The organism is Cupriavidus basilensis OR16 (genome assembly GCF_000243095.1).
Taxonomy (GTDB): domain Bacteria; phylum Pseudomonadota; class Gammaproteobacteria; order Burkholderiales; family Burkholderiaceae; genus Cupriavidus; species Cupriavidus basilensis_D.
Map to the genome: position 1 here is coordinate 1 of NZ_AHJE01000020.1, position 25,145 is coordinate 25,145.

Here is a 25,145-nt window from a genome sequence, read left to right on the forward strand (position 1 = left end):
TTTCTTGCCGCAAGCAGTAACCAGCGCTACTGCGGCTGCGATCGGCAGAATCTTGGCAAACGTGATTTGCATGAGTGATCTCCTAGGATTCACATGATCAGGGTAAACCAACGCCCCCCGGACGCCCCCCCTGAACCGCCTTAGTTTAGTTTCAATTTGAAACGCGCGAATTGTATTCCCTTTTTATACGGATGCAATATGCGACGCAACAACCTGAAGGATTAACCCACCAAATGAGCTAGGGAATTTCCCCAATGCACGCATTGGGGCAATTCCCGCTACATGGAGGCTAGCCGTTGGTACTAACAAGATTCATGCCTACCGCTTGTCACAAGGCGGCTTTGCTACTCTTAAGTCACTCTCGGAGGCCACGTATTAAATAGGCATTTCATTTAATATCAACTAGCTCATTCATATACAACGAACTAGTGCGCCGGCACCATAATAGGGAAATCCCCAATTACAGGGATTTCCCTTATTTGTCTTTTTGAACAGACAAGCATAAGGCCGTTCCTGCCAGGCTCGTGCATTACCCAAGGGATAGCAGGCAATATAGCGTGCTATATATTGGTGCAACCCTGGCGAGAGAATGGTGCGAAACGGCGTGCAACCGGCGCGAGGGAGGAGCGCCTGCCTGCCACTGGCGGCAGCGCAAAAAGCAACGGCCCGCGAGAGCGGGCCGTTTTGCGGGACGAACAGGTGGAGCAGGTGATCAGGCTGGCGTGACCTGCTGCAGGCCGCGCGGCAAGGGGAATGACATCTTCTCCTCGATCCCGTCCAGCGCGCGTACGTTGCGCGCACCCAGAAGGTGCAGGCGCGCAACGATGGCCTGGGCCAGGGCCTCGGGGGCGGACGCGCCGGCGGTCAGGCCGATGCGGCGCTTGCCCGCGATCCATTCCGGCTGGAGCTGATCGGGCGAGTCGATCATGTAGGCCGGCACGCCCAGGCGCTCCGCGAGCTCGCGCAAGCGGTTGGAGTTCGAGCTGTTGGGGCTGCCCACCACGATCACCACCTCCACCTGGGGCGCCATGAACTTCACGGCATCCTGGCGGTTCTGCGTGGCATAGCAGATGTCCTGCTTCTTGGGCTCGCGGATCAGCGGGAAGCGCGCCTTGAGCGCAGCGACGATCTCCAGCGTTTCGTCCACCGAGAGCGTGGTCTGGGTCACGAATGCCAGGCGCCCGGGATCGGCCACATGCAGCTTGGCGACATCCTCGGAGGACTCGACCAGCAGCATGCCGCCTTCGGCCTGCCCCATGGTGCCCTCGACTTCAGGATGGCCCCTGTGCCCGATCATGATGATCTCGCAACCCTCGGTGCGCATCTTGCCGACCTCCACATGCACCTTGGTGCGCGCTGAAGATCACGGTCGAGCCGGGTGGCACTTCCTCGAGCTCCTGCACGAAGACCGCGCCCTTGCGGCGCAGGTCTTCCACCACATAGGCGTTGTGGACGATTTCGTGGCGCACGTAGATCGGCGCGCCGTAGCGTGCAAGGGCGCGCTCGACGATCTCGATGGCTCGATCCACGCCGGCGCAAAAGCCGCGGGGCTGCGCCATCAGGATTTCGGCATCGGGGGCTGTGGTGAGTTCAGACATGCAAGGATTCGACTCAAGGGTGCTGGCGCAAGGCCGGCCGGTGGTCTGCTTAAAGAATGCCAATCAGTTGGACATCGAACAGGATCGTCTGTCCGGCCAGCGGGTGGTTGAAGTCGAACAGCGCCGACGTCTCGCCGATCTCCTTGAGCACGCCGGCGTACTTACCACCGCCAGGCGCATTGAACTCGACCAGGTCGCCCGGGGCGTAGTCCTCTTCGAACGAAGAGTTCTCGCGCAGCGTCGCCAGCGAAACCCGCTGCAGCAGATCGGGGTTGCGCGGGCCGAAGGCGTGCTCGGGCGCCAGCCGGTAAGTCATGCGCTCGCCCTCGGGCATGCCCAGCAGCGCCTGCTCCAGCGTAGGCGCGAACTGCCCTTGCCCCAGCAGCAGCGTGGCGGGCTTCTCCGCGAAGGTACTGACGATCTCAGTGCCGTTCTCCATGGAGATGCTGTAGTGGAGGGTCAGGAAGGAATCCGCCTGCACAGTCTTGCGGCCATCCAAGGTGCCGTCCCCGCCCATCGGGCCGGAAGCAAAAGTTTGCAAAGTCATAGGTGCTCAACCAGTCAACAACCCGTATTGTAAGCGACTCCAACGAGCGCCGCCTTGTCCGCGGTGCCATTGTTCCGAGGGGATCGAGCCATGCGCATTACCGATTGGCCCAGCAGCGAGCGGCCACGCGAGAAGCTGCTGAGCGGCGGGGCCGCCACGCTCTCAGACGCCGAACTGCTCGCCGTGTTCCTGCGCGTGGGCGTGACGGGAAAAAGTGCTGTAGACGTCGCCCGTGAGCTGCTGAACGATTTCGGCACGCTCAGCGGCCTGTTTGCGGCCGACGCCGGGCAGCTGGCCCGCGTCAAGGGCGTTGGCAGCGCCAAGTACGCGCAGTTGCAGGCGGCCCGCGAGCTGACCCGGCGCGCGCTGGGCGAGCAGTTGCAACTGCCCGGGGCACTGGATTCCCCCACGGCGGTGCGCGACTTTCTGCGCCTGTCACTGTCGGGACTGGCCCACGAAGTGTTCCTGTGCCTGTTCCTGGACGCGCGCAACCGCCTGCTCGCCAGCGAGGAGCTGTTTCGCGGCACGCTGACCCAAACCAGCGTCTATCCACGCGAAGTAGCTCGAAGGGCACTTTCGCACAATGCCGCGGCAGTCATCGTCGCGCACAACCACCCGTCGGGGAACACCACGCCCAGTGCCGCCGACCTCGCCATGACCCGCGCACTGTCCCGCTCCCTGGCCCTGATCGACGTGCAAGTTCTTGACCATTTCATCGTCGCAGGTAGTAACATCCACTCCTTCGCCGAACACGGCCAGCTGTGATGCAAGATGCGATGCGTGTAGTGATGCGCACCGCACGGATGCACACCCCTGAACGGTAAACGAGAGAAGGCATTGATTCACCAGTGCTTTCCGGTCTATAATGCTCGTTTGCTGAAGTCTCAACCGCTGCAGTCCGGGCCAGCGCGCCTTTTGTTGATCTGTTGCGAACATTGTCCACGTAGAAGAGTTAGGAGTGCTTCATGGCACGCGTCTGTCAAGTGACCGGGAAAGCGCCGATGGTCGGCAACAACGTTTCCCACGCAAACAACAAGACCAAGCGTCGTTTTCTGCCCAATCTGCAGAATCGCCGTTTCTTTGTTGAATCGGAAAACCGCTGGGTGAGCCTGCGCGTCTCGAACGCCGGCCTGCGCCTGATCGACAAGAAAGGCATCGACACCGTGCTCGTGGATCTGCGCGCACGTGGCGAAGTCTAATTAGGAGCACATCATGGCCAGCAAAGGCGGACGCGATAAAATCAAGTTGGAGTCGACTGCAGGTACGGGTCACTTCTACACGACCACCAAGAACAAGCGCACGATGCCGGAAAAGATGGAGATCATGAAGTTCGATCCCGTCGCCCGCAAGCACGTGTCGTACAAGGAAACCAAGATCAAGTAATTGATCCTGTCTTCCTCATGCCGATCGCGCGGCATGTCGGTAGAAACCCCGCTTAGGCGGGGTTTTTGCTTTTCCGGGCCGCCGATGCCGCGTTGCGCAGCCAACGCCTCTCGGCGCCTTGCCCCGCGTTGTTTGCCTACCCACGCAAGCCCGCTGGCGGTGTACACTTTCCAGCTTTCCTGCCTCCCGACCGCGTGCCGCGCGCGTCTCTCGCACCATGAACTTCGATGTCGCCATTGTCGGCAGCGGACTGGCCGGTCTGACGGTCGCGCTGCAACTGGCCGACACCCATCGGGTTGTCATCATTTGCAAACGTGCCATGACGCAAGGCGCCAGCGATTGGGCCCAGGGCGGCATTGCCGCGGTCCTGGACTCAGGCGACAGCCACGATGAGCACACGCAGGACACCTTGGTGGCGGGCGCCGGCCTTTGCGATGACAGCGCCACGCGCTATATCGTCGAACACGGGCGTGAGGCCATCCAGTGGCTGATCGATCGCGGCGTGCCGTTCACCCGCGACGACCAGGCAGAACTGGGCTATCACCTGACACGGGAAGGCGGCCATAGCCGCCGGCGCATCATCCACGCGGCGGATGCCACCGGCCACGCCGTCGTGTCCACGTTAAGCGAGCAGGCGCGCCAGCATCCCAATATCACCATCATCGAGGACCACTTCGCGGTAGACCTGATTACCTCGCGCAAGCTCGGCCTGCCGGGTAACCGATGCTACGGCCTCTACGTGCTGGAAGATGCCAGCGGCGACGTGCAGACCATTACCGCCACCCACACCGTACTGGCGACAGGCGGCGCGGGCAAGGTCTATCTCTATACCACCAACCCCGACACGGCCACTGGCGATGGCATCGCCATGGCCTGGCGCGCGGGCTGCCGGGTATCGAACATGGAGTTCATCCAGTTCCACCCGACCTGCCTGTATCACCCCTACGCCAAGTCGTTCCTGATTTCGGAAGCGGTGCGTGGCGAAGGCGGCCTGCTCAAGCTGCCCGACGGCACACGCTTCATGCCCGAACACGACGAGCGCGCCGAACTGGCCCCGCGCGACGTGGTGGCGCGCGCGATCGACTTCGAAATGAAGAAGCGCGGCCTGGATTATGTGCACCTGGACATCAGCCACCAACCCGAGTCCTTCCTGCGCGAGCATTTCCCGACCATCCACGCACGGTGCCTGGAACTCGGCATCGATATCGCCCGCGAGCCCATCCCGGTGGTGCCGGCGGCGCACTATACCTGCGGCGGCGTGGTGACCGACACCGCGGGGCGCACCGATCTGGCCAACCTCTATGCCGTGGGCGAGACCGGCTGCACCGGCCTGCACGGCGCCAACCGGCTGGCCTCCAATTCGCTGCTCGAATGCATGGTGATCGGGCGCGCGGCAGCCCTCGACATTGCCGGGCAGGACAAGGCCGGGCAGCCGGACATCGCGCTGCCTCAGTGGGATGAAAGCCGGGTGGCGGATGCCGACGAGGAAGTCGTGGTCTCGCACAACTGGGACGAGTTGCGCCGCATGATGTGGAATTACGTCGGCATCGTGCGCACCAGCAAGCGGCTCGAGCGCGCCCAACACCGCATCACCCTGCTACGCGAAGAAATCGCGGAGTACTACGCTAACTTCCGCGTCACCCGCGACCTGCTGGAGCTGCGCAACCTGGTGGAAGTCGCCTCGTTGATCGTGGATAGCGCGTATTCGCGCCATGAAAGCCGCGGTTTGCACTTTAGCCGCGACTATCCGGAGACCTTGCCGAAGGCGCTGCCCACGGTGATGCAGCCGGTGTTCAAGCGAGAACGGGCGAAGTAAGCCTGCGCCGGATTCGCCATGAAAAAAGCGCGCCCAGGCGCGCTTTTTTCATGCTCGGGCAGCCCCGATTACTCGATGATGCGCAGCGAATAGTCCGTCGCGCGCACATCCTTGGTCAGCGCCCCCACCGAGATGCGGTCCACGCCCGTCTCGGCGAAAACGCGGATCGTATCGGCATTGACCCCCCCCGAGACTTCCAGCAAGGCACGCCCGGCATTGATACGCACGGCATCGCGCATCATCGTCTCGGTAAAGTTGTCGATCAGGATCGACTTCGCACCGGCCGCCAATGCTTCTTCCAGCTCGGCCAGGTTCTCCACCTCGACCTGGACCGACACGCCCGCATCCAGCGCGGCCGCAGCCTGCATGGCGGCAGTGATGCTGCCGGCCGCGGCAATGTGGTTTTCCTTGATCAGGATGCCGTCGTACAACGCCAGGCGCTGGTTGTCGCCACCACCGACCCTGACCGCGTACTTCTGCGCCAGGCGCAGGCCAGGCAACGTCTTGCGGGTATCGAGCACGCGTGCGCTGGTGCCTTCGACGAGGTCGGCATAGCGGCGCGTGGCGGTCGCCACGCCGGACAACAGTTGCAGGAAATTCAGCGACGGACGCTCCGCGGTCAGCAGCGAGCGGGCCGGGCCAGTGATCTCGCAGACCACCGAGTCCGGCGCCATGCGGGCGCCTTCGGCCTGCCGCCAGACCACCTGCAGCGCGGGATCGACCGCGCGCATGCATGCCTCGAACCATGGCTGGCCGCACAGCACGGCTTGCTCGCGCACGATCACGCGGGCCCGCGCTGGCTTGCCCACGGGCACCAGCAGGCCGGTCAGGTCACCGCTGCCGACATCTTCGGCAATGGCGGCGCCAACATTGGCCAGGAGCGCCTCGGCGAGTGCCGGGCCGTAGCTGTCGAAGATGGCGTTGCGGCTCGAATTGACGGTATTCACGTTTGGATTGCTGCTCATGCCGGACCGATTCCCTTGAACAAGGCCTGCTCGCTCGCCAGGTCTGCCTTGGGCCGCACATTGGCCTTCTGCCGTGCGGCGAAGTCAAGCATGCGGTCAATGCAGGTCACGGCCTGGCGGCCGATGTCCGCGTCGACATGGATTTCGTTATGGCCGTTCTCAAGCACTTCGGCCAGGTTGGTCAGTGCATTCATCGCCATCCACGGGCAGTGCGCGCAGCTCTTGCAGGTCGCGCCGTTGCCGGCGGTCGGGGCTTCGATGAAATGCTTGTCGGGCGCGGCCAGGCGCATCTTGTGCAGGATGCCGTTGTCGGTGGCGACAATGAACTCGCGGGCGTCCAGTTCCTGGACCGCGGCGATCAGCTGCGATGTCGAGCCCACCACGTCGGCCTGCTCGACCACATTGGCCGGCGACTCCGGGTGCACCAGGATCTTGGCGTTGGGAAACTCGCGGCGCAGCAGGTCCAGCTCGATGCCCTTGAACTCGTCATGCACCAGGCAGGATCCCTGCCACAACAGCATGTCGGCGCCGGTCTGCTTCTGGATATAGCCGCCCAGGTGCTTGTCCGGGGCCCATAGGATCTTCTCGCCACGCGCATGCAGGTGCTCGACGATCTTCAGGCCGATGCTGGAGGTCACCATCCAGTCGGCGCGCGCCTTCACGGCGGCGCTGGTGTTGGCATAGACCACCACCGTGCGATCGGGATGCGCATCGCAGAACGCGGCGAATTCGTCCGACGGGCAGCCCAGGTCCAGCGAGCAGGTTGCGTCCAGGTCGGGCATCAGCACGGTCTTTTCCGGGCTGAGGATCTTGGCGGTCTCACCCATGAAGCGAACCCCCGCCACCACCAGCGTCTTGGCAGGATGATCGCGGCCGAAGCGCGCCATTTCGAGCGAGTCCGACACACAGCCGCCGGTTTCCTCGGCCAGGTCCTGCAGGTCGGAATCGACGTAATAGTGCGCAACAAGCACTGCATTACGTTGCTTCAGCAGGGTCTTGATGCGCTCTTTGAGCGCCGTGCGCTCCTGCGGCGACAGCACGGGAGGCACTTTGGCCCATGCGTGGGCGACACAGCTGCCGCCTTCGGGGGACGCCATCGAGAGGTTCGGCTTTTCGAACTCGACGGCTTTGATCGTTTGGGGGGTCATCTCCAATACTCCTCTTGGACAGCGCGCCTCGGTATCTTCCGCATCGCTGTTGGCCCTGATATTGGGGGAGTTTAGCGAAAACAAAAGCCCCGCCAGAGGCGGGGCTTTTGGGCGAGCTAAATTGTATCAGGCCACGCCAGCTCGGGCATCAGCCCGCACCAGGCGCATCAGGCGCATCAGGCATAACGGCGCAGGCGCAGCGAGAAATCGTGCAGTGCCTGGATGCCGCTGGCCTCCGCGCGCTGGCACCAGACCTGCAGCTGCTGCAGCAACTGTTCGCGCGTCAGGTTGGAGCGGCCCCAGATCGCGGCCAGCTCGCGGCGCATTTCCACGAAGGTATGCAGCGACTTGTTCTGCTCCACGATGCTGGCCAGTTGCTGGCGCTGCGGATCGGCCAGCTTGGCTTCTTCGCGGTGGAACCACTTGCGCGCAGGCTTGAAGCTGCTGTACTCGGCCACACGGGCTTCCTTCAGCTTTTCCAGTTCCTGCTTGTAGGCGCTCTTGACCGCCTTGGCATAGCGCGCCATCACGTCATAGCGGTTGGCAATGATGGCTTCCAGCGTGTTGTGGTCAACCGGGCGGGCATCCACCAGGCGCGCCTTGGGCGGAGTCTTCTTGACCTTGGCCAGGCCAACAGCCTGCATGGCGCGGATGTAGCCCCAGCCGATATCGAACTCGTACCACTTGATCGAGAATTTGGCCGACGTTGGGTAGGTGTGGTGGTTGTTGTGCAGCTCTTCGCCGCCGATGATGATGCCCCACGGCGAGACATTGGTCGAAGCGTCCTCGCAATCGTAGTTGCGATAGCCCCACCAGTGGCCCAGGCCATTGATGATGCCGGCGGCGTGGATCGGGATCCACAGCATCTGCACAGCCCACACGCTCAGGCCGATCACGCCGAACAAGGCGACGTCGATGATCAGCATCAGGCCAACGCCTTGCCAGCCAAAGCGCGAGTAGACATTGCGCTCGACCCAGTCGTCAGGCGTGCCATGACCAAACTTGGTGATGGTTTCCTTGTTCTTGGACTCGGCGCGATACAGTTCCGCGCCTTCCAGCAGCACCTTGCGGATGCCGCGGGTCTGCGGGCTGTGGGGATCGTCTTCGGTCTCGCACTTGGCGTGGTGCTTGCGGTGAATGGCGGTCCACTCTTTGGTGACCATGCCGGTGGTCAGCCACAGCCAGCCACGGAAGAAATGCGAAACGATAGGGTGCAGGTCCAGCGACCGGTGCGCCATGCAGCGGTGCAGGTAGATGGTCACGCCCGCGATGGTGATGTGCGTCACCACGAGGGTGTAGATCACGATCTCCCACCAGGACCAGTTGGCGAGGCCATTAGCGGCCCAGTCAAGAATAGTGTCGAACAAACTGTTCTCCGTCGATTAAACAGGGGCATTCAGTGCGGCACGACAGGGCGAGCCGCAAACAAGGTGCAGAAAAAGGACTGCAAATTCAATGATTGCGTCATGTGGCGCCTGCCAGAAACCCCGGCACTCGCCGGAGCCCCCAAGGCATGCGCGTCTGGCGCCTTGGGCAAAACTGCTGCCTGCCGGCGGGACTGGACACGAGCCGCTGCAATCTGGCGGCTGTCTGGTGTGGGGGCGGGAGGTCGAACAAACTCACCCGAACGAAACGTGCTTTTCGAATGAACCCGCAACTACCCTGGATTCTACCGGAACCGCATCGCGCGGACATCCGCTTTTTCCCTCAGTTTGACGCTAAGCAACACGGATTGTTCCATAAGGTGGCCTAAACGCCCCGCGAACGCTCAGGGTGCCGCTCCGCCGGCGGCACTTGCCAGATCGTTATATGCCTTTTGCAGCTCTTCAACAGCACCACCATGGCCGCCCATCGCCACGTTCCCCAGCACCCGCACCTCTCGCTGCGGATACGGGATCGAGATGCCATGCTCCCTGAACTTCCGCCATATCGCCCGGTTCATCGCCGATTGCACGCCCAGCTTGCCATTCTGGGGATCGGCGATATAGCCAGCCAGCTCGTATTCGATGCCATTGTCGCCGAACAGCACCAGAAATGCCGAGGGACCCGGCTGCGGCAGCAAGCGCGGAATATCCTGGGCTGCCTCGACGAGCAAGGCGAGCACCATTTCGGGATCGGCCGCGTAATCGGCCTGCACGCGTGTTGCTACGCGCACATTGGTGTTGGAGAACGAATGGTTCTGCACCGCCTGCGCCACCAGTTGCTCATTCGGCACCAGGGTTTCGCCATCGCCGTTGCGCACCACGGTGTACCGCGTCCGGATCTGCGACACGATTCCCGTGTACTTGTCGACGGTGATCTGGTCGCCCAGCTTGACCGAGCGGTCCAGCAGGATGATGAATCCGGAGATGTAGTTGCTGGCGATCTTTTGCAAGCCCAGTCCCAGGCCAACGCCCAGCGCGCCGCCGAACACGGACAGCACGGTGAGATCGATGCCGACCAGCGACAGGCTCAGCAATAGGGACACCAGCAACAGCAGTGCCTTTGAAATCCGGCTCAGCACGACCTTCAAGTTGCTATCCAGCCCGGTCGACCGCATCAGGCGCTCTTCCAGCCATGAGCCGAACCACATTGCCACCAGCACGGTGACCAGGATCCACACCGCCGCCACCAGCGTGTCGGCCGCCCAGCGAAAAGCGGATGCTGTCCATCCAATGCATCACATCCCACAGCAATCCCAGCACATAAAGCGCCATCGCGGCCCAAACCAGCGTGGTCAGCACCTTCTCGACCAGTAGCAGCATGCCTTTCAGCTGGCCGTTGCTGGGCATCACGCGACGAAGGATGTAGAACGCGAAATAGAGGAAGGTAATACCAGATAGGGGCACCAATGCGAGCCGTAGCACGCTGATGGACATCATGGGCTCCAGCCCGAAGCGTGCGCCCATCACCAACAGCCAGCCGAACAACGGGAACATGGCGCGCTCCAGGCTGGCCGCGGCGAAGCGCAGGGCGAAGCTCGATCCGGCGTAGCGGGCTTCGAGCCGCTTGATGACGAGCCGCGCCAGCGGCCACGCCACCGCAAGGCAAGTGGCGAGGACCACCAACTGCCAGATGAAGCCGGGGCCACCCGCATCGCGGATCAGGTCATCGAGCATCTTGCCAAAAGCCGGATGCTCGACATGGAGTTCGTTCAGGGAAGTGGGATTCATGCTCTGCCGTGGCTGGCAGGGACCCCTCCGTCAAGACAGCGGTCCCTGGCAAGGTAAGCGGGAGGCACGTGCCCCGCGACCAAAAAGTCAGCCATTCTAGCCGCCCTGCCCCGCACGGCGCAGGATTGGCGCTTGACCTGCCAGGCAACCGGGCGCGCAGACCGGGCGACGCAAGCGCATTGCGTGACTGCCCGGGATGGCGGGTGGCAAAAGAAAGGGGGGGGCGGGAGGGGTGACTGGGGCCGGACGGCCCCAGCCCCGCAAAATCGCCAATCGGCCGACGCCACGGGGATGCTTCCCCCGGCGCGGCCTCCTGCTGGCTCCGGCTTTAGCTGACGCGCTCCAGCACGGCGGCAAAGAAGCCGTCGGTCTGGTGCAGATGCGGGTAAAGCGCCAGCATCTCGGCATCCTCCGGCAAGCCGGGCACCGTGATCTTTTGCTCGGCCAGCACCTGTGCGGCGGGCACCAGGCGGAAGGCCGGGTGCGAGGCCAGGAAGCCGCGCACAATGCCTTCGTTTTCGGCCTCCAGCACGCTGCAGGTTGCGTAGACCACGCGCCCGCCCACCTTCACCAGGCGTGCGGCGGATTCGAGGATGGCCGCCTGCTTGACGGTCAGCTCCAGCACCGATTGTGGCGACTGGCGCCACTTCAGGTCCGGATTGCGCCGCAGCGTGCCCAGGCCGCTGCAAGGCGCATCCACCAGCACGCGGTCGATCTTGCCGGCCAGGCGCTTGATCTTGGCATCGTGCTCAGAGTCGATCAGCACGGGGTGCACGTTGGACAACCCGCTGCGCGCCAGGCGCGGCTTGAGGTTGGACAAGCGCTTCTCGGACACGTCGAACGCATAGAGGCGGCCGGTGGAGCGCATCAGCGCGCCCAGGGCAAGCGTCTTGCCGCCCGCGCCCGCGCAGAAATCGACCACCATCTCGCCGCGCTTGGGCCCGACCAGGTTACACAGCAGCTGGCTGCCTTCATCCTGCACTTCCACCAGGCCATTGACGAACAGCGGCAGCTGGTTGAGCGCCGGCTTGCCGGCCAGGCGGATGCCGGACGGCGCTATCGGCGTCAGCTCGGCCTTCAGCCCCGCGGCGGTCAGTTCGGCCAGTGCGGCCTCCTGCGTGGTCTTGACCAGGTTGGCGCGCAGGTCCAGCGGCGCTGGGCGCAGCCAGGCATCGCCCAGCGCTTCGACAAAGGCTTCGTCGTGGCGGGCGGCGAGCTGGTCGAACAGCCATTCGGGCAGGTTGGCGCGCACGCGCGGTGCCAGGCTGGAACGCTCGATCGTGGTCAGGCGATCGAGCCATTCGCCCTCTTCCGGCAACAGGAACGGCGTCAGCACATCGCGGCCCAGTGTGGCGGCCAGGCCCAGCAGGGCCAGGCGGCGCTGCGAAGCCCCGGTGCCGCTGGCTGCGAACTGCGCGAACTCCACGCGCCGGCGCAGCACGGCAAACACGGCTTCAGCGATGATGCCGCGCTCGCGATGGCCCAGCTTGGGGTTTTCGCGGAAGTAGTAGCTCACCACCACGTCGGACGGGCGCGTGAACATCAGCACCTTGCCCAGCAGGCGGTCGATGTGCTGGATATGCACGGCATGCAAGCCGCCATGCGGTCCGCGGCCTTGTTGCGGGGCCTGGCTGTCGTTCGCGTCGCGCGAGCGGGCCTGGCGGATGGGCGTGCCCTTGTGATCTTTGTTCTTGTTGCGAACGGGCTGGCGGGCCCCTGCGGTATTGCGGCTCATGACTGCACCTCCGTAGCGGCAGCAAAGGCCGTAAACAGCTGGGATTCGGGTGGTTCGACCCGGACTACGCCGGCATGCACCTGCAGCCGGTCTTCGACAAACCAGCGCACAGCGCGCGGGTAGATAACGTGTTCGCTCGGCAACAGCCGCGTGGCCAGGCTCTCGGGCGTGTCGCCCGGCAGCACGTCAAGCGCGGCCTGGACGATGACGGGGCCGTGATCGAGCTCGGGCGTGACGAAATGCACGCTGGCGCCGTGGACCTTGACGCCCGCCTCGATGGCTTGCCGGTGCGTATGCAGCCCCGGAAAGCACGGCAGCAGAGATGGATGGATATTCAGCATGCGCCCGGCGTATTTGTTGACAAAGCCCGGCGTCAGGATGCGCATGAAGCCGGCCAGGACCACCAGGTCCGGCGCGCATGCGTCGATGGCATCGGCGAGCGCGGCATCAAAAGTGGCGCGATCATCATAAAGCTTGTGGTCCACCACGCCGGTAGCCACGCCATGGTCGGCGGCAAATTTAAGGCCTTCGGCGTCTGGCCGGTTGGACAAGACCGCCGCTACGCGCGCCGGCCAGCCTTCGGCGGCGCAAGCGCTGACGATGGCTTCCATATTGGAGCCTCGCCCGGAAATCAGGATAACGATATTTTTCATCGCGCAATTCTACCAAGCCGGGGCCAGTACACGACCAAAGCGAGCGCATTAGGCGCTTAAAACACGCGAAACCCCCGCCGCAGCGCCATTTCGCATGGCCTATACGCAACGTGAACCCCCGCCCGGTGGATTGTGACGCCTCGCCCGCTCTGCTAGAGTGGCTGCTATCGTCCACGCGCAGTCCGTTAACACGGCTTCAAGTGACAACAAGGACGAACTGGGAAATTAGACGGGAAATCGCATGTCGAACGCTGCACCGACCTTGTTGGTGGTCGATGATCATCCTATGGCCTTGTCTGGCACTACCGCGTTTTTGGCGGAAGTGATGCCTGACGTCGCCGTCCATGCCGCCGGGAGCGCCAAAGAGGCGTTGAATACCTTGCAGCAAGGGCTCAGGCCTGACATCGTGCTGCTGGATATCTGGCTAACCGATGGTACCGGCTTCGACGCCATGCAGGCGCTCAAGACGCTGGTACCTTCCGCTCGCTTTATTTTTATGTCGGCCGAGGCCACGCCTGAAATCGTAGGCCGCGCGCGTGCGCTCGCCGCCTATGGTTTCGTCGGCAAGCACCTGGACGCCAACGCATTCACCGCCGCCGTGCGCAAGGTGCTGGCAGGTGACACCTCCTTCCCCTCGGACGAAGCCCTCAATGGCCGCGCCCAATCCTTCGGGCCGGCGCACGGCATTCCGGTCACGCCGGCGGAGCTGGGCCTGACCCCGCGCCAGGGCTCGGTGCTGGCGCTGGTGCTGGAAGGCCTGCCCAACAAGGTCATTGCGCGGCGGCTCGGCCTGACGGAGAACACGGTCAAGGAACACGTGTCGGCCATCCTGCAGCGGCTCGGCGTGCGAACCCGCATGCAGGTCATGTCGCGCATGGAACGATTCCGCCTGCGCCAGTAACGCGGGTTGCAGGCGACCAATGAAAAATGGGCCGGCGCGTCATGCGCCGGCCCATTTTTTAATCCACGCCTTGCGGATCTGGGTGTCGTCGTCGACCACCAGCACGGTGCCGCGCAGGTTGTCGGGCTTGGCGTCCTCGGCCTGCGCGTTGGCGCGCACGGTACGGATGGTCGCCACAGTCTCGGCCGCCACCGGCGCCAGCGAGAACCAGAACACCGACCCCCGGCCCGGCACCGAGCGCACGCCGTAGGTGCCGCGCATCAGCCGCACGCATTCCTTGAAGATCGCCAGCCCGAGTCCCAGGCCCTGCGACGGATCGCGCTGCGGGTTGTGCACCTGGTAGTACGGCGAGAAGATATCCGGCAGGTGCTCGGGCGTGATCCCGGCCCCGGTGTCCCACACTTCCACGCGAATATGCTTGCGGCGCTCCCGCGCGGTCACCAGCACGCCGCCGCGCCGGGTATAGCGCAAGGCGTTCTGCACTAGATTAAACAGCGCGCGGCGCAGCAGCACCGGCTCGGCCATGGCGTACAGCTCTTCCGGCACCCGCGGGGTCAAGGTCAGGCCGCTCTCGCGCGCGTCGGCGGCGAACTGGCTCATGACCTCGCTGATCAGGTGGCTGAGCTCGCACGGCTCCAGCGTGGGCAGCACCTTGCGGCCTTCGAGCTTGGACAGGTCCAGCAGCGAGCGGAACAGCAGGTCGATGGTCTGGGTGCCGGCGGCCACTTGCTCCACCAGCGGATGGAGCGAGGATGATTTGTTGCGGGCGCGCAGCGCCTCCACCAGCATCACCAGCGCATGCACCGGCTGGCGCAGGTCATGGCTCGCGGCGGCCAGGAAGCGCGACTTTTCCTCGCTGGCATGCAGCGCCCTCTCCTTCTCCTCCTGGAATTGCTTGGCCAGCTTGCGGCTGTCGCTTTCCAGCTGGATGGCCCGCACCAGCGTGCGCTGCAGGTTCAGGGCATGGCGCGTGAGCATGATGGCATAGACCACCAGCAGCAACTGCACATAGGTGCCGTGGCCCGGGAACGCGTACTCGGCCAGCAGGATATTCGGCACCAGGATCGGGATGCCGGCGTAGACCAGGTTGGACGGCACCGGCGACTGCGCGGTAACGCCGCCCGCCAGCACGCCAAGCGCCAGCAGGTACAGCACGCTGGAAAAGACGGTGGAGCCGGTATAGAGATGCAGCAGCGCGGAGCTGCCCCAGGTCAGCCCGGTCAGGAAGGCCATCGCGCGCATATTGGCCCACCATTTGCGGGTGTGCGCCGAGCGGCTCATGGTGGCGCAATCGCGCAGGTAGCCGAAATAGAACCAGCTGGTGGCCGCGGTCAGCACTAGCATGACGCCGCACCAGCCGACCAGGGCACTGTGATCGGCGGCCGACCAGAAGGCGATCGCGGTCAATGCCGGCAGCACCACCGACGCGACGATGGCGGTGGGGGAGACACGATGGATGGTCGCCAGCAGCTTGGCCCGCGTTTCGGTATCGAGCGGAGGCCCTGGCGGCAGCAGGATTCGGTTTAGCAGCGCGTTCAAGAGAGGGCTGGAGGCAGCGAGTGCGATCCGCCGTATCATGCCGCCTTTTGGGGCGCAACGCCACGCCAATGGGTCGATCCGTGCACAAAAACGCCAGTCCCGGCACGTCCGCCACCGCCGCCAGGCCAAATTTGTCCCCCATTCGCCTTATAATGCTCGCTTTACCCAAACGCTTGTTGCCGTCCTCGTGAAAGTCTTCCGTGGCCTGCCCAACGCCGAGAGCCGGGCGCCCTGCGCCCTCACCATCGGCAATTTTGACGGTGTGCACCGCGGCCACCAGTCGCTGCTCGCCCGCGCGCGCGCTGCGGCGGATGCACGCGGGCTACCGCTATGCGTGATGACGTTCGAGCCGCATCCGCGTGAATTCTTCACGCCGGAAAAGGCGCCAACGCGCATTGCGCTGCTGCGCGACAAGCTGGAAAGCCTGCGCCGCAACGGTGTCGACCGTGTCGTCGTTGAGCACTTCAACGCACACTTCGCCGCGCAATCCCCCCAGGCTTTTGTCGAGAACGTGCTGTGGCACGGCCTGCACACGCGCTGGCTGCTGGTCGGCGACGACTTCCGCTTCGGTGCGAAGCGCGCCGGCGATTTCGCCTATCTGCAACAGGCCGGCGGCCAGTTCGGCTTCGACGTGGAGCAGATGGGCTCGGTCTCCGAAGGCGGCGTGCGCATCTCCAGCTCCGCCGTGCGGCAGGCGCTCGGCGATGGCGATCTCGAACACGCGCGCCGCCTGCTTGGCCATGGCTATGCCATCAGCGGGCATGTGGTCCACGGCCGCAAGCTCGGGCGCGACCTGGGCTTCCCCACCATCAACCTGCGTATTTCCCACAAGCGGCCGGCAGTCAGCGGCATCTTCGTGGTGCAAGTGCACGGGCTGGCCGAGCACGCCATACCGGGCGTGGCCAGTATCGGGGTGCGGCCGACCATCGAGGATGCCGGGCGGGTGTTGCTGGAAGTCCACTTGTTTGACTTCCAGCAGAATGTCTACGGCAAGCTGGTGCGGGTCGAGTTCATGAAGAAGCTGCGCGACGAAGCACGTTTCGACGGGCTGGAGGCGCTGACAGCCGCCATTGCCAAGGACAGCGCGGATGCCCGCAGCTTCTTCGGCCTGACGGTGCCAGGCTTGCCCGAGGACACACCCCCGGCCGCGGGCAGCCGCGACTTCGCCACCTCCGCCACCGACCGAATTAGCTAGCGCCCCGTTCCCGCGCGGCGGGACCCGGGTCGCTACCCCAACCCGAAGCCAGCCCGCGGCATCCTCCGCAGCCGGTCCACGCCGTACCGCGCGCCCGCACCCAGCCGAGCTAGTGCCGCGCGCCAACCGAATTGCCCCGAGAATCGACATGTCCAACGACAAACGCGCCAAGCCCGAAAAAAGCAAGTACCCGGTCAACCTGCTCGAGACCCCCTTCCCGATGCGCGGCGACCTGCCCAAGCGCGAGCCGCTGTGGGTCAAGCAATGGCAGGACAAGCAGCTCTACAAGAAGATCCGGGCTGCTCGCAAGGGCGCCAAGAAGTTCATCCTGCACGACGGCCCCCCGTATGCCAACGGTGACATCCACATCGGCCACGCGGTCAACAAGGTCCTCAAGGACATGATCGTCAAGGCGCGCGGCCTGACCGGGCTGGATGCCGTCTATGTGCCGGGCTGGGACTGCCACGGCATGCCGATCGAGATCCAGATCGAAAAGCAGTTCGGCAAGGGCCTGCCGGTGCAGGAAGTGCAATCGCGCGCCCGTGCCTACGCCACCGAGCAGATCGCGCGCCAGAAGCTGGACTTCGAGCGCCTGGGCGTGCTGGGTGACTGGGAACATCCCTACCTGACCATGAACTACAGCAACGAAGCCGACGAGCTGCGCGCGCTGGGCAAGATCATGGAAAAAGGCTACGTGTTCCGCGGCCTGAAGCCGGTGAACTGGTGCTTCGACTGCGGCTCGGCACTGGCCGAGGCCGAGGTCGAGTACAAGGACAAGACCGATCTCTCCATCGACGTGGGTTTCCCCTTCGCCGAGACCGACAAGCTCGCCCACGCCTTCAAGGTGCCGGCCGAGCAGCTCGCCGCCAAGCCGGGCTGGGTCGTGATCTGGACCACCACGCCGTGGACCATCCCGTCCAACCAGGCGCTGAACATGCATCCGGAAGTCGAGTACGCGCTGGTCGATACCGCGCGCGGCTTCCTGATCCTGGCCACCGAGCGCGTCGAAGAGCAGCTCAAGGTGTACGAGCTCGAAGGCAAGGTGCTGGCGACCACGACCGGCGCGGCGCTTTCGGAGATCCGCTTCCACCACCCGCTGTCGAAGATGGACGCGGGCTACGACCGCCTCTCGCCGATCTACCTGGGCGACTACGTCACCACCGATACCGGCACCGGCATCGTGCACTCGGCGCCCGCCTACGGCGTGGAGGATTTCCAGTCGTGCAAGGCGCACGGCATGAACGACAAGGACATCATCAGCCCTGTCATGGGCGATGGCGTCTATGCCAGCACGCTGCCGCTGTTCGGCGGCCAGAAGATCTGGGACGCCAACCCCAAGATCGTCGAAGTGCTGAAGGCCTCGGGCAACTTGTTCAACTCGCACAAGTACACCCACAGCTACATGCACTGCTGGCGTCACAAGACGCCGATCATCTACCGTGCCACCTCGCAATGGTTCGCGGGCATGGACGTGGATCCGGTCAATGAAGACGGCACCAACGGCCCGACCCTGCGCGAAACCGCGCTGGCCGGCATCGAGGCGACGGAGTTCTTCCCCGCCTGGGGCAAGCAGCGCCTGCACAACATGATCGCCAACCGGCCCGACTGGACCCTGTCGCGCCAGCGGCAGTGGGGCGTGCCGATGGCCTTCTTCCTGCACAAGGAAACCGGCGCGCTGCACCCGCGCACGCCGGAATTGCTGGAGGCAATCGCCAAGCGCGTGGAGGTGCACGGCATCGAAGCCTGGCAGACGCTCGACCCCGAGGAACTGCTGGGCGAAGAAGCGGCCATGTATGAGAAGAACCGCGACACGCTCGACGTCTGGTTCGACTCCGGCACCACGCACTGGACCGTGATCCGCGGCTCCCACCGCGAAGACTTGTACGACGCGTCGGCCGACCTGCCGGACGGCCGCCTGGCGGACCTGTACCTGGAAGGCTCGGACCAGCATCGCGGCTGGTTCCATTCGTCGCTGCTGACCGCCTCGATGCTGTATGGCAAGCCGCCCTACAAGGCACTGCTGACCCACGGCTTCACGGTGGACGGCGAAGGCCGCAAGATGTCGAAGTCGGTCGGCAATACGGTGTCGCCGCAGGACGTGTCGAACAAGATGGGCGCCGAGATCATCCGCCTGTGGGTGGCCTCGACCGACTACTCGGGCGAGCTGTCGATCTCCGACGAGATCCTGAAGCGCGTGGTGGAGGGCTATCGCCGCATCCGCAACACGCTGCGCTTCCTGCTGGCCAACCTGGCCGACTACGACCATGCGCAACATGCGCTGCCGGCGTCCGAATGGCTGGAAATCGACCGCTACGCCGTCGCCCTGACCGGGCGCCTGCAGCAGGAGATCCTGTCGCACTACGACGGCTACGAATTCCACCCGGTGGTCGCCAAGCTGCAGACCTTCTGCTCGGAAGACCTGGGCGGCTTCTACCTGGACGTGCTGAAGGACCGCCTCTACACCACCGCGGCCAACTCGAAGGAACGCCGCGCCGCGCAGAACGCCGTGTACCACATCACCCAGGCGATGCTGCACTGGATGGCACCGTTCCTGTCGTTCACGGCGGAAGAGGCCTGGCAGATCTTCGGCCATGGCACCGAGCACACCGACACCATCTTCACCAGCACCTACTACGGCGTGCCGGCGATTGACCAGGCCGACGACCTGCTGCAGAAGTGGCACGTGATCCGCGAAGCGCGCGCCGAAGTCACCAAGCAGCTCGAAGCGGTGCGCGTGGATGGCGAGATCGGTTCCTCGCTGCAGGCGGAAGTCACCATCCAGGCCGGTGGCCCCGTGCTGGCCGCACTGGAAAGCCTGTCCGACGACCTGCGCTTCGTGCTGCTGACCTCCGCCGCCAAGGTAGCCCCGGCGCCGGAAGGCGGCGACCTGCTGGTCACCGTGACGCCTTCGGTGCACGCCAAGTGCGAGCGCTGCTGGCACTACCGCGCCGACGTCGGCCGCGACCCGGCCCACCCCACCCTTTGCGGCCGCTGCGACAGCAACCTGTTCGGCGCCGGTGAACACAGGAGCCACGCCTGATGGCCGCTGCCGGGCCGAACAACTGGACCATGCCTTGAAGATCGTCATCGTGCGGACCTTCGCCTACGGCGAATCCCGTCCGGTGACGCGCTTCTTCAACCTGGTGCTGGTCTATAACAAAGGCGCCGCCTTCAGCTTCCTGGCGGACGCGGGCGGCTGGCAGCGCTGGTTCTTCACCGGCCTTGGCGTGGTGGTGGGACTGTTCATCATCTGGATGCTGTACCGCCATACCGGACAGCGCCTGTTCTGCTTCGCGATCTCGCTGATCCTTGGCGGCGCCATCGGCAATGTGGTGGACCGCGTGGTGTACGGCCATGTGGTCGATTTCCTCGACTTCTATGTGCGCAACTACCACTGGCCGGCCTTCAACGTGGCGGACTGCGCCATCACGGTGGGCGCTGTGCTGCTGATCGTGGACGAACTGCGCCGCGTTCGCCGGCACTGAGGCCACACCGGCACGCCAACCGCGCCCGCGTCATGCGGGCGTTTTTCATGGTGCTGCCCGACTGGCAGGCTGGCGGCGCACAAGGCGCGCCGCCAGCGCCGCCAACGCGCGCGCGGGCAAGCCGGTATTATTGATGTTTCTCCGGCGAGGCAGGGGTAGCAAGCGCTGCCGCCTGCCGCGACTGCCGGACAACCACTTCAAGCGAAGAGCATATCCATGGATCTGCGAGGCAAGCATCTCGTCCTTGGCCTGACTGGCGGCATCGCCTGCTATAAATCGGCCGAGCTGGTCCGCCTGCTGACCAAGGCCGGCGCCACCGTGCAGGTGGTCATGACCGAAGGCGCCACCCAGTTCATCACGCCGGTGACCATGCAGGCACTCTCCGGGCGTACGGTCTTCACCTCCCAATGGGACGCGCGCGTGGGCAACAACATGGCCCATATCGATCTCTCACGCGAAGCCGACGCCATCGTGGTCGCACCTGCCTCCACCGATTTCCTTGCCAAGCTGACGCATGGCCTGTGCGACGACCTGCTGACCACCCTGTGCATCGCCCGCGACTGTCCGTTGCTGGTGGCGCCGGCCATGAACCTGCAGATGTGGCAGGCCCCCGCCACCCAGCGCAACGCCGCCCAGTTGCGCAAGGATGGCGTGACCCTGCTGGGGCCCGGCAGCGGCGACCAGGCGTGCGGCGAAGTCGGCGACGGCCGCATGCTGGAGCCTTCGGAACTGCTTGCCGACATCATCGCCTTCTTCCAGCCCAAGCCGCTGGCGGGGCGGCGCGTGGTCATCACGGCCGGGCCCACCTTTGAAGCCATCGACCCGGTGCGCGGCATTACCAACCGTTCCTCCGGCAAGATGGGCTTTGCCATCGCGCGCGCGGCCCGCGAGGCCGGCGCCGAGGTGGTGCTGGTGGCCGGCCCGACTGGCCAGCCTACGCCGCGCGGCGTTGCCCGCACCGACGTGGAAAGCGCGCAGCAGATGCACGATGCGGTGATGGCGGGCTTGCCAGGCGCCGATGTGTTTATCGCGGTTGCGGCGGTAGCCGACTGGCGGCCCGCCGAAGTCGCCAGCCAGAAGCTGAAGAAGGCCAACGATAGCGACACGCCGACGCTGCACTTCGTGCAGAACCCCGACATCCTCGCCGCCGTGGCCGCAAAGCCGGACGCGCCCTATTGCGTGGGTTTTGCCGCCGAGAGCGAAAAGCTCGAGCAATATGGCGAGCAAAAACGCCAGCGCAAGAACGTGCCGCTGCTGGTGGGCAATATCGGCCACCACACTTTCGGCATGGACGACAACGAGATCGTGCTGTTCGATGCCCATGGCATGACGCGCCTGCCACGCGCCGACAAGCTGACGCTGGCGCGCGACCTGGTTGCGGCCATCGCCCAGCGCCTGCCCGCGTGCCATTGAATCCGCGCGCCCTGCCCCCGAACATCCTCCGGCCCCGACCCTGAACATGTCCGCAAGCAAACCCAAACTGCGCCTCTCGGTACTTGACCAGAGCCCGGTCATCGCCGGCCATAACGCGCGCGACGCGCTGGCCGCCACCGTGGAGCTGGCGCAGGCCGCCGACGCGCTGGGCTACACCCGCTACTGGTGCGCCGAGCACCACGGGCTGCGCGGCGTGTGCAATCCAGCGCCAGAAGTCATGCTGGCGCGGCTTGGCAGCGTCACCAAGCGCATCCGGCTGGGCTCGGGCGGCGTCATGCTGCCTTACTACAGCCCGTTCAAGGTGGCGGAGCAGTTCCGCATGCTGGAGGGCCTGTTCCCGGGCCGCATCGATCTTGGCGTGGGCCGCGCGCCGGGCGGCGACATGCGTACCGCGCAGGCGGTGGCCATGGGCCAGTACAACCGGGGCGACCAGTTCGAGGAGCAAGTGCGGGACCTGTCCTGGCTGTTCCGTGGCGAGGTGCCGCCCGGCCATATCGCCGAGGGCGTGGTGCTGCAGCCCGAGATCGACACGCGGCCGGAGCTGTGGGTGCTGGGATCAAGCGACTTCGGCGGCGCCCTGGCGGCGCGCCTGGGGCTGCGCTTTGCCTTTGCCCACTTTATCAATGCGCATGCGGGGCACGCCGTCGCCCAGCAGTACCGCCGCGATTTCGCGGCAGGCTATGACGAGCGGCCCTATAGCGCGGCGGCCATCTTCGTGATCTGCGCCGACACCGAGGCCGAGGCGGCGGCGCTGGAGCGCGCCGTGGACCTGCGCCGGCTGCAGATGGCCTATGGCGTCAACGCGCCGATCCCCTCGCTCACGCAGGCCGCGCAGCACGAACTCAGCGAGCGCGACCGGCTGATCGTCGAGCGCGAGCGCCCGCGCACCATCTGCGGCACGCCCGAGCAGGTGGCGCAGCGCATGCTGGCCCTGCGCGAGCGCTTCCTTGCCGACGAACTGGTGGTGCTGAGCGTGGCCGCCAGCTACGCGGCGCGCCTGCGCACCTACGAGTTGCTGGCGCAGGCGTTCGACCTGTCGGGCGACTAAGGGCGACCAAGGGCGGCTAGGGTGCCGCCAAGCTCGGCTATCATCTCGGGTTGCCAACGTTTTTAGTTTTTCCGGGACCGACCAGCCATGACATTCGAAGCCAACCCCACCGTCGAAATCAAGGTGCTTGACGCACGCCTGCACGAATGGGGCCTGCCGGCTTACCAGAGCGATATGGCGGCGGCGATCGACCTGCACGCCTGCCTCGATGCCGCGCTCACCATCGAGCCCGGCACGCCGGCGCAACTGGTGCCTGCCGGCATCTCCGTGCACATGGGCAACCCCTATATGGCGGCCACCATCGCGCCGCGCTCGGGCCTGGGCCACAAGAAAGGGCTGGTGCTGGGCAACTCGATCGGCGTGATCGATGCCGACTACCAGGGCCCGATCATGGTAAGCGTGTGGAACCGCAATGCGCCCGGCACCGAGCCGATCGTGATCCAGCCGGGCGAGCGCATCGCACAGATGATGTTCGTGCCGGTGCTGCGGCCCGTGTTCAAGACCGTGGAAGTATTCTCCGAAGACACCGTGCGCGGCGCGGGCGGCTTCGGCTCCACCGGCGTGCATCACGCCAAGAGCGGCAGCTAAGCAGGGCCGGAGGGCCGCGCTTGGGCGGTGTGACGTTAGCGCGCCTGCTCGAACAGCAGGGCCACGCCGCCGGCCGCCGCGGCAGGAATCAGGCTCTCGTCGGGCCCGAGGTCAAGCGCGCCGACGCGCGCCTCGCGCCAGCCGCGGCGGGCCGCGGCCAGGTCGCTGGTCCGCAGCCGGATAGCAGCATACCCCGGCACGGCGCGGCGTACATGCTCGGTGCCGGTCGCGGCGGCCAGCGCCTGCGGCGTGGTCATCACCAGCGTGGCGCCATCCAGCGCCAGGCTGCAGATGTGATCGCTCAGTTGCGTCATCTCGCCGCCGGTCAGTTCGGCATAGGCGCGCCCGGCAGCCTCCACCAGGCACGGCGCCACCACCAGGAACATGGTGGCAATGCCCAAGGCACCGTTGGCGTGCGTGGTCCACTCCGGGCGCCATAGCAATTCCGGAGTGCGGTGCTCGCAGATAAAGAAGCGCGCGCCCGGTGCATCGTCGATCGCGGCAACGCGGAAGGTGGCGGGATGCTCCGTGCCATCGTCCAGCCGCACCGGCCGCGAGAACTCGATCGGGTCCGACGTGTGCCAGCCCCCACCGCGCAGCTGCGCCGCGGCGGTGAAGGTGTCGCTGCTCTTGCAGGACAGCCCCGCGCAACCGCCGCCGGCCTCCTGCGCGTCCCAGTAATACTGCCGCATCGGGCTGGGCGCGGTGACATGCAGCAGCTCAAGATAGTCGCGCGTCAACATGACGCAATGGTTCTGCGAGCCAAGCGTGTGGTAACCGCGCGGCGTCAGCGTGAAACCAAACCCGCGCCAGGCTTGCGCCGCGGCGTCAAGGTCGGGACACACCATCACGGCGTGGTCTAGCGGTTCCATCGTCATCGCAACCTCTCGCTTCAATCGAACTGGATATTGGCCTTGCGCGCCACCGCCTGCCATTTGTCGTGCTCGTGGCGCACCAGGCTGGCCAGCTCGGCGGGGCTGCCGCCCACGATCTCGAACCCTTGCGTGGCCAACGCATCGACCACGCGCTGCTGCCGTAGCGACTTGACCAGGGCGTCGTGCAGGCGCGCCACGACCGGCTCCGGCAATCCGGCCGGGCCGAACACGCCGATCCAGGAATAGGCTTCGAAACCGCGATAGCCCTGCTCGGCCACGGTTGGCAACTGCGGGAACTGGCGCAGGCGGGTATTGCCGGTCACGCCGAGCAGCTTGATCGTCTTGGCAGCCACATGCGCCTGCACCGCCGCATAGCTGGAGAAAAATACGTCGACTTCATTGGACAGTACAGCCTGCACCGCCGGTCCACCGCCCTTGTACGGCACGTGGAGAAAGCGCACGCCGGCCTCGGTCGCCAGCGCCTCGGCGGCGAGCTGGTTAAGGCTGCCGATGCCGGAGGACGCATAGTGGATGCTCTCCGGCTTTTGCCGCGCCATGGCGACAAGTTCCTTCACGTTGGACGCGGGCAACGACGGGTTGGCCGCGATCACCAGCGGAAAACGCACCAGCTGCGAGATCGGCGTGAAGTCGCGGAAGGTGTCGTAGGGCAGGTTCTTGTAGGCAAACGGGTTGATGGCATGGGTGTCGAACGCCATCAACAGCGTGGTACCGTCCGGCTTGGCCCGGGCCACGGTATTCGACGCAATCAGGCCACCAGCGCCTGGCTTGTTGTCGATCACCACCGTCTGCCCGAGCCCGCTCTTAAGGCCAGGCTGCAGTTGGCGCGCGACGATATCGACGCTGCCACCCGGAGGGAACGGCAACACCATGGCGATCGGACGGCCGGACGCACCTGTCGTGGCATCGCCACCCAGGGCAGCCAGCCCAGGCACCGGAATCAGGGGCATCGCGCCAAGCGGCAGCGATTTGAGCAGCAGGCGGCGCTGCCGCGAGCGTTGGGATTGGGACATCGGGTACTCAGACGGATGGCGGGAACACAACTGCGGTACGCAGCCGCACCCG

At 65.1% G+C, this 25,145-nt stretch carries 19 protein-coding genes and 3 pseudogenes; 11 read left to right on the forward strand and 11 right to left on the reverse strand.

From position 1 onward, the window contains the following. Positions 1 to 712: 712 nt before the first annotated feature. Positions 713 to 1,598, reverse strand: a pseudogene (gene ispH / locus OR16_RS08200) (4-hydroxy-3-methylbut-2-enyl diphosphate reductase). 49 nt (positions 1,599 to 1,647) lie between these two features. Beyond that, a complete protein-coding gene (locus tag OR16_RS08205) occupies positions 1,648 to 2,145 on the reverse strand; it encodes an FKBP-type peptidyl-prolyl cis-trans isomerase (RefSeq protein WP_043418993.1) in 498 nt (165 codons plus the stop codon). A gap of 90 nt (positions 2,146 to 2,235) precedes the next feature. On the opposite strand from OR16_RS08205, the gene radC reads away from it, so the two are divergent. The 4 genes from radC (at position 2,236) to nadB (ending at position 5,344) form a co-directional block, all read left to right on the forward strand. Continuing rightward, complete coding sequence (gene radC / locus OR16_RS08210; RefSeq protein WP_006157506.1) at positions 2,236 to 2,910, forward strand: RadC family protein; 675 nt, start codon at positions 2,236 to 2,238, stop codon at positions 2,908 to 2,910. Between the two features lie 200 nt (positions 2,911 to 3,110). Continuing rightward, on the forward strand, positions 3,111 to 3,344 hold the full coding sequence (gene rpmB, locus OR16_RS08215; protein ID WP_006157507.1) for a 50S ribosomal protein L28: 234 nt from the start codon (positions 3,111 to 3,113) through the stop codon (positions 3,342 to 3,344). Between the two features lie 13 nt (positions 3,345 to 3,357). Then, positions 3,358 to 3,528: a 50S ribosomal protein L33 gene (gene rpmG / locus OR16_RS08220; protein ID WP_006157508.1), complete on the forward strand. Its 171-nt coding sequence runs from the start codon at positions 3,358 to 3,360 to the stop codon at positions 3,526 to 3,528. 217 nt (positions 3,529 to 3,745) lie between these two features. Further along, positions 3,746 to 5,344, forward strand: a complete 1,599-nt coding sequence (gene nadB / locus OR16_RS08225) for an L-aspartate oxidase (RefSeq protein WP_006157509.1) — start codon at positions 3,746 to 3,748, stop codon at positions 5,342 to 5,344. A gap of 68 nt (positions 5,345 to 5,412) precedes the next feature. Here the strand turns inward: nadB and nadC are convergent, their stop codons facing one another. From nadC to purN, 6 genes and pseudogenes are all read right to left on the reverse strand, one after another. Further along, positions 5,413 to 6,309 carry a carboxylating nicotinate-nucleotide diphosphorylase gene (gene nadC / locus OR16_RS08230; protein WP_006157510.1) on the reverse strand — a complete coding sequence of 299 codons (897 nt, stop codon included), beginning with the start codon at positions 6,307 to 6,309 and terminating at the stop codon, positions 5,413 to 5,415. Continuing rightward, complete coding sequence (gene nadA, locus OR16_RS08235) at positions 6,306 to 7,457, reverse strand: quinolinate synthase NadA (RefSeq protein WP_006157511.1); 1,152 nt, start codon at positions 7,455 to 7,457, stop codon at positions 6,306 to 6,308. The genes nadC and nadA overlap by 4 nt, the downstream gene beginning before the upstream one ends. A gap of 176 nt (positions 7,458 to 7,633) precedes the next feature. Then, on the reverse strand, positions 7,634 to 8,824 hold the full coding sequence (locus tag OR16_RS08240) for a DesA family fatty acid desaturase (protein ID WP_006157512.1): 1,191 nt from the start codon (positions 8,822 to 8,824) through the stop codon (positions 7,634 to 7,636). Positions 8,825 to 9,225: 401 nt separating this feature from the next. Beyond that, positions 9,226 to 10,609: pseudogene (locus OR16_RS08245) on the reverse strand (mechanosensitive ion channel family protein). 328 nt (positions 10,610 to 10,937) lie between these two features. Beyond that, positions 10,938 to 12,344 carry an RsmB/NOP family class I SAM-dependent RNA methyltransferase gene (locus OR16_RS08250; protein ID WP_006157513.1) on the reverse strand — a complete coding sequence of 469 codons (1,407 nt, stop codon included), beginning with the start codon at positions 12,342 to 12,344 and terminating at the stop codon, positions 10,938 to 10,940. Next, on the reverse strand, positions 12,341 to 12,997 hold the full coding sequence (purN, locus tag OR16_RS08255) for a phosphoribosylglycinamide formyltransferase (RefSeq protein WP_006157514.1): 657 nt from the start codon (positions 12,995 to 12,997) through the stop codon (positions 12,341 to 12,343). Before purN ends, OR16_RS08250 begins: the two co-directional genes overlap by 4 nt. A gap of 241 nt (positions 12,998 to 13,238) precedes the next feature. Here purN and OR16_RS08260 point away from each other — a divergent pair, with 241 nt between their 5' ends. After that, on the forward strand, positions 13,239 to 13,898 hold the full coding sequence (locus OR16_RS08260) for a response regulator (protein ID WP_006157515.1): 660 nt from the start codon (positions 13,239 to 13,241) through the stop codon (positions 13,896 to 13,898). A gap of 63 nt (positions 13,899 to 13,961) precedes the next feature. Here OR16_RS08260 and OR16_RS08265 read toward each other — a convergent pair. Next, a pseudogene (locus OR16_RS08265) lies at positions 13,962 to 15,476 on the reverse strand (sensor histidine kinase); the annotation flags it as partial. Between the two features lie 148 nt (positions 15,477 to 15,624). Here OR16_RS08265 and OR16_RS08270 point away from each other — a divergent pair. The 6 genes from OR16_RS08270 to dut all read left to right on the forward strand — a co-directional run bounded on the left by OR16_RS08270 (position 15,625) and on the right by dut (position 23,187). Further along, positions 15,625 to 16,632 carry a bifunctional riboflavin kinase/FAD synthetase gene (locus tag OR16_RS08270; RefSeq protein WP_006157517.1) on the forward strand — a complete coding sequence of 336 codons (1,008 nt, stop codon included), beginning with the start codon at positions 15,625 to 15,627 and terminating at the stop codon, positions 16,630 to 16,632. Positions 16,633 to 16,780: 148 nt separating this feature from the next. After that, a complete protein-coding gene (gene ileS / locus OR16_RS08275; RefSeq protein ID WP_006157518.1) occupies positions 16,781 to 19,672 on the forward strand; it encodes an isoleucine--tRNA ligase in 2,892 nt (963 codons plus the stop codon). Then, positions 19,650 to 20,117 (forward strand): signal peptidase II, encoded by a 468-nt coding sequence (gene lspA / locus OR16_RS08280; RefSeq protein ID WP_006157519.1) that lies wholly within the window; start codon positions 19,650 to 19,652, stop codon positions 20,115 to 20,117. Before ileS ends, lspA begins: the two co-directional genes overlap by 23 nt. 216 nt (positions 20,118 to 20,333) lie before the next feature. After that, on the forward strand, positions 20,334 to 21,530 hold the full coding sequence (coaBC, locus tag OR16_RS08285; RefSeq protein ID WP_006157520.1) for a bifunctional phosphopantothenoylcysteine decarboxylase/phosphopantothenate--cysteine ligase CoaBC: 1,197 nt from the start codon (positions 20,334 to 20,336) through the stop codon (positions 21,528 to 21,530). A gap of 46 nt (positions 21,531 to 21,576) precedes the next feature. Continuing rightward, positions 21,577 to 22,599, forward strand: a complete 1,023-nt coding sequence (locus OR16_RS08290; protein ID WP_006157521.1) for an LLM class flavin-dependent oxidoreductase — start codon at positions 21,577 to 21,579, stop codon at positions 22,597 to 22,599. Between the two features lie 87 nt (positions 22,600 to 22,686). Then, entirely contained in the window at positions 22,687 to 23,187 is a 501-nt protein-coding gene (gene dut / locus OR16_RS08295) for a dUTP diphosphatase (protein WP_006157522.1), read from the forward strand. A gap of 35 nt (positions 23,188 to 23,222) precedes the next feature. On the opposite strand, the gene OR16_RS08300 is transcribed toward dut, so the two are convergent. Both OR16_RS08300 and OR16_RS08305 read right to left on the reverse strand, forming a co-directional pair. Then, positions 23,223 to 24,065 (reverse strand): VOC family protein, encoded by an 843-nt coding sequence (locus OR16_RS08300; RefSeq protein ID WP_006157523.1) that lies wholly within the window; start codon positions 24,063 to 24,065, stop codon positions 23,223 to 23,225. A 14-nt stretch (positions 24,066 to 24,079) separates the two neighbouring features. Continuing rightward, a complete protein-coding gene (locus OR16_RS08305) occupies positions 24,080 to 25,093 on the reverse strand; it encodes a Bug family tripartite tricarboxylate transporter substrate binding protein (RefSeq protein WP_006157524.1) in 1,014 nt (337 codons plus the stop codon). Positions 25,094 to 25,145: the final 52 nt, after the last annotated feature.

Excerpts from the sequence above, each read along its gene's own strand:
- OR16_RS08205 (WP_043418993.1), bottom strand. The coding sequence starts at position 2,145 with ATGACTTTGCAAACTTTTGCTTCCGGCCCGATGGGCGGGGACGGCACC.
- radC (WP_006157506.1), top strand. The coding sequence starts at position 2,236 with ATGCGCATTACCGATTGGCCCAGCAGCGAGCGGCCACGCGAGAAGCTG.
- rpmB (WP_006157507.1), top strand. The coding sequence starts at position 3,111 with ATGGCACGCGTCTGTCAAGTGACCGGGAAAGCGCCGATGGTCGGCAAC.
- rpmG (WP_006157508.1), top strand. The coding sequence starts at position 3,358 with ATGGCCAGCAAAGGCGGACGCGATAAAATCAAGTTGGAGTCGACTGCA.
- nadB (WP_006157509.1), top strand. The coding sequence starts at position 3,746 with ATGAACTTCGATGTCGCCATTGTCGGCAGCGGACTGGCCGGTCTGACG.
- nadC (WP_006157510.1), bottom strand. The coding sequence starts at position 6,309 with ATGAGCAGCAATCCAAACGTGAATACCGTCAATTCGAGCCGCAACGCC.
- nadA (WP_006157511.1), bottom strand. The coding sequence starts at position 7,457 with ATGACCCCCCAAACGATCAAAGCCGTCGAGTTCGAAAAGCCGAACCTC.
- OR16_RS08250 (WP_006157513.1), bottom strand. The coding sequence starts at position 12,344 with ATGAGCCGCAATACCGCAGGGGCCCGCCAGCCCGTTCGCAACAAGAAC.
- purN (WP_006157514.1), bottom strand. The coding sequence starts at position 12,997 with ATGAAAAATATCGTTATCCTGATTTCCGGGCGAGGCTCCAATATGGAA.
- OR16_RS08260 (WP_006157515.1), top strand. The coding sequence starts at position 13,239 with ATGTCGAACGCTGCACCGACCTTGTTGGTGGTCGATGATCATCCTATG.
- ileS (WP_006157518.1), top strand. The coding sequence starts at position 16,781 with ATGTCCAACGACAAACGCGCCAAGCCCGAAAAAAGCAAGTACCCGGTC.
- coaBC (WP_006157520.1), top strand. The coding sequence starts at position 20,334 with ATGGATCTGCGAGGCAAGCATCTCGTCCTTGGCCTGACTGGCGGCATC.
- OR16_RS08290 (WP_006157521.1), top strand. The coding sequence starts at position 21,577 with ATGTCCGCAAGCAAACCCAAACTGCGCCTCTCGGTACTTGACCAGAGC.
- dut (WP_006157522.1), top strand. The coding sequence starts at position 22,687 with ATGACATTCGAAGCCAACCCCACCGTCGAAATCAAGGTGCTTGACGCA.
- OR16_RS08300 (WP_006157523.1), bottom strand. The coding sequence starts at position 24,065 with ATGACGATGGAACCGCTAGACCACGCCGTGATGGTGTGTCCCGACCTT.
- OR16_RS08305 (WP_006157524.1), bottom strand. The coding sequence starts at position 25,093 with ATGTCCCAATCCCAACGCTCGCGGCAGCGCCGCCTGCTGCTCAAATCG.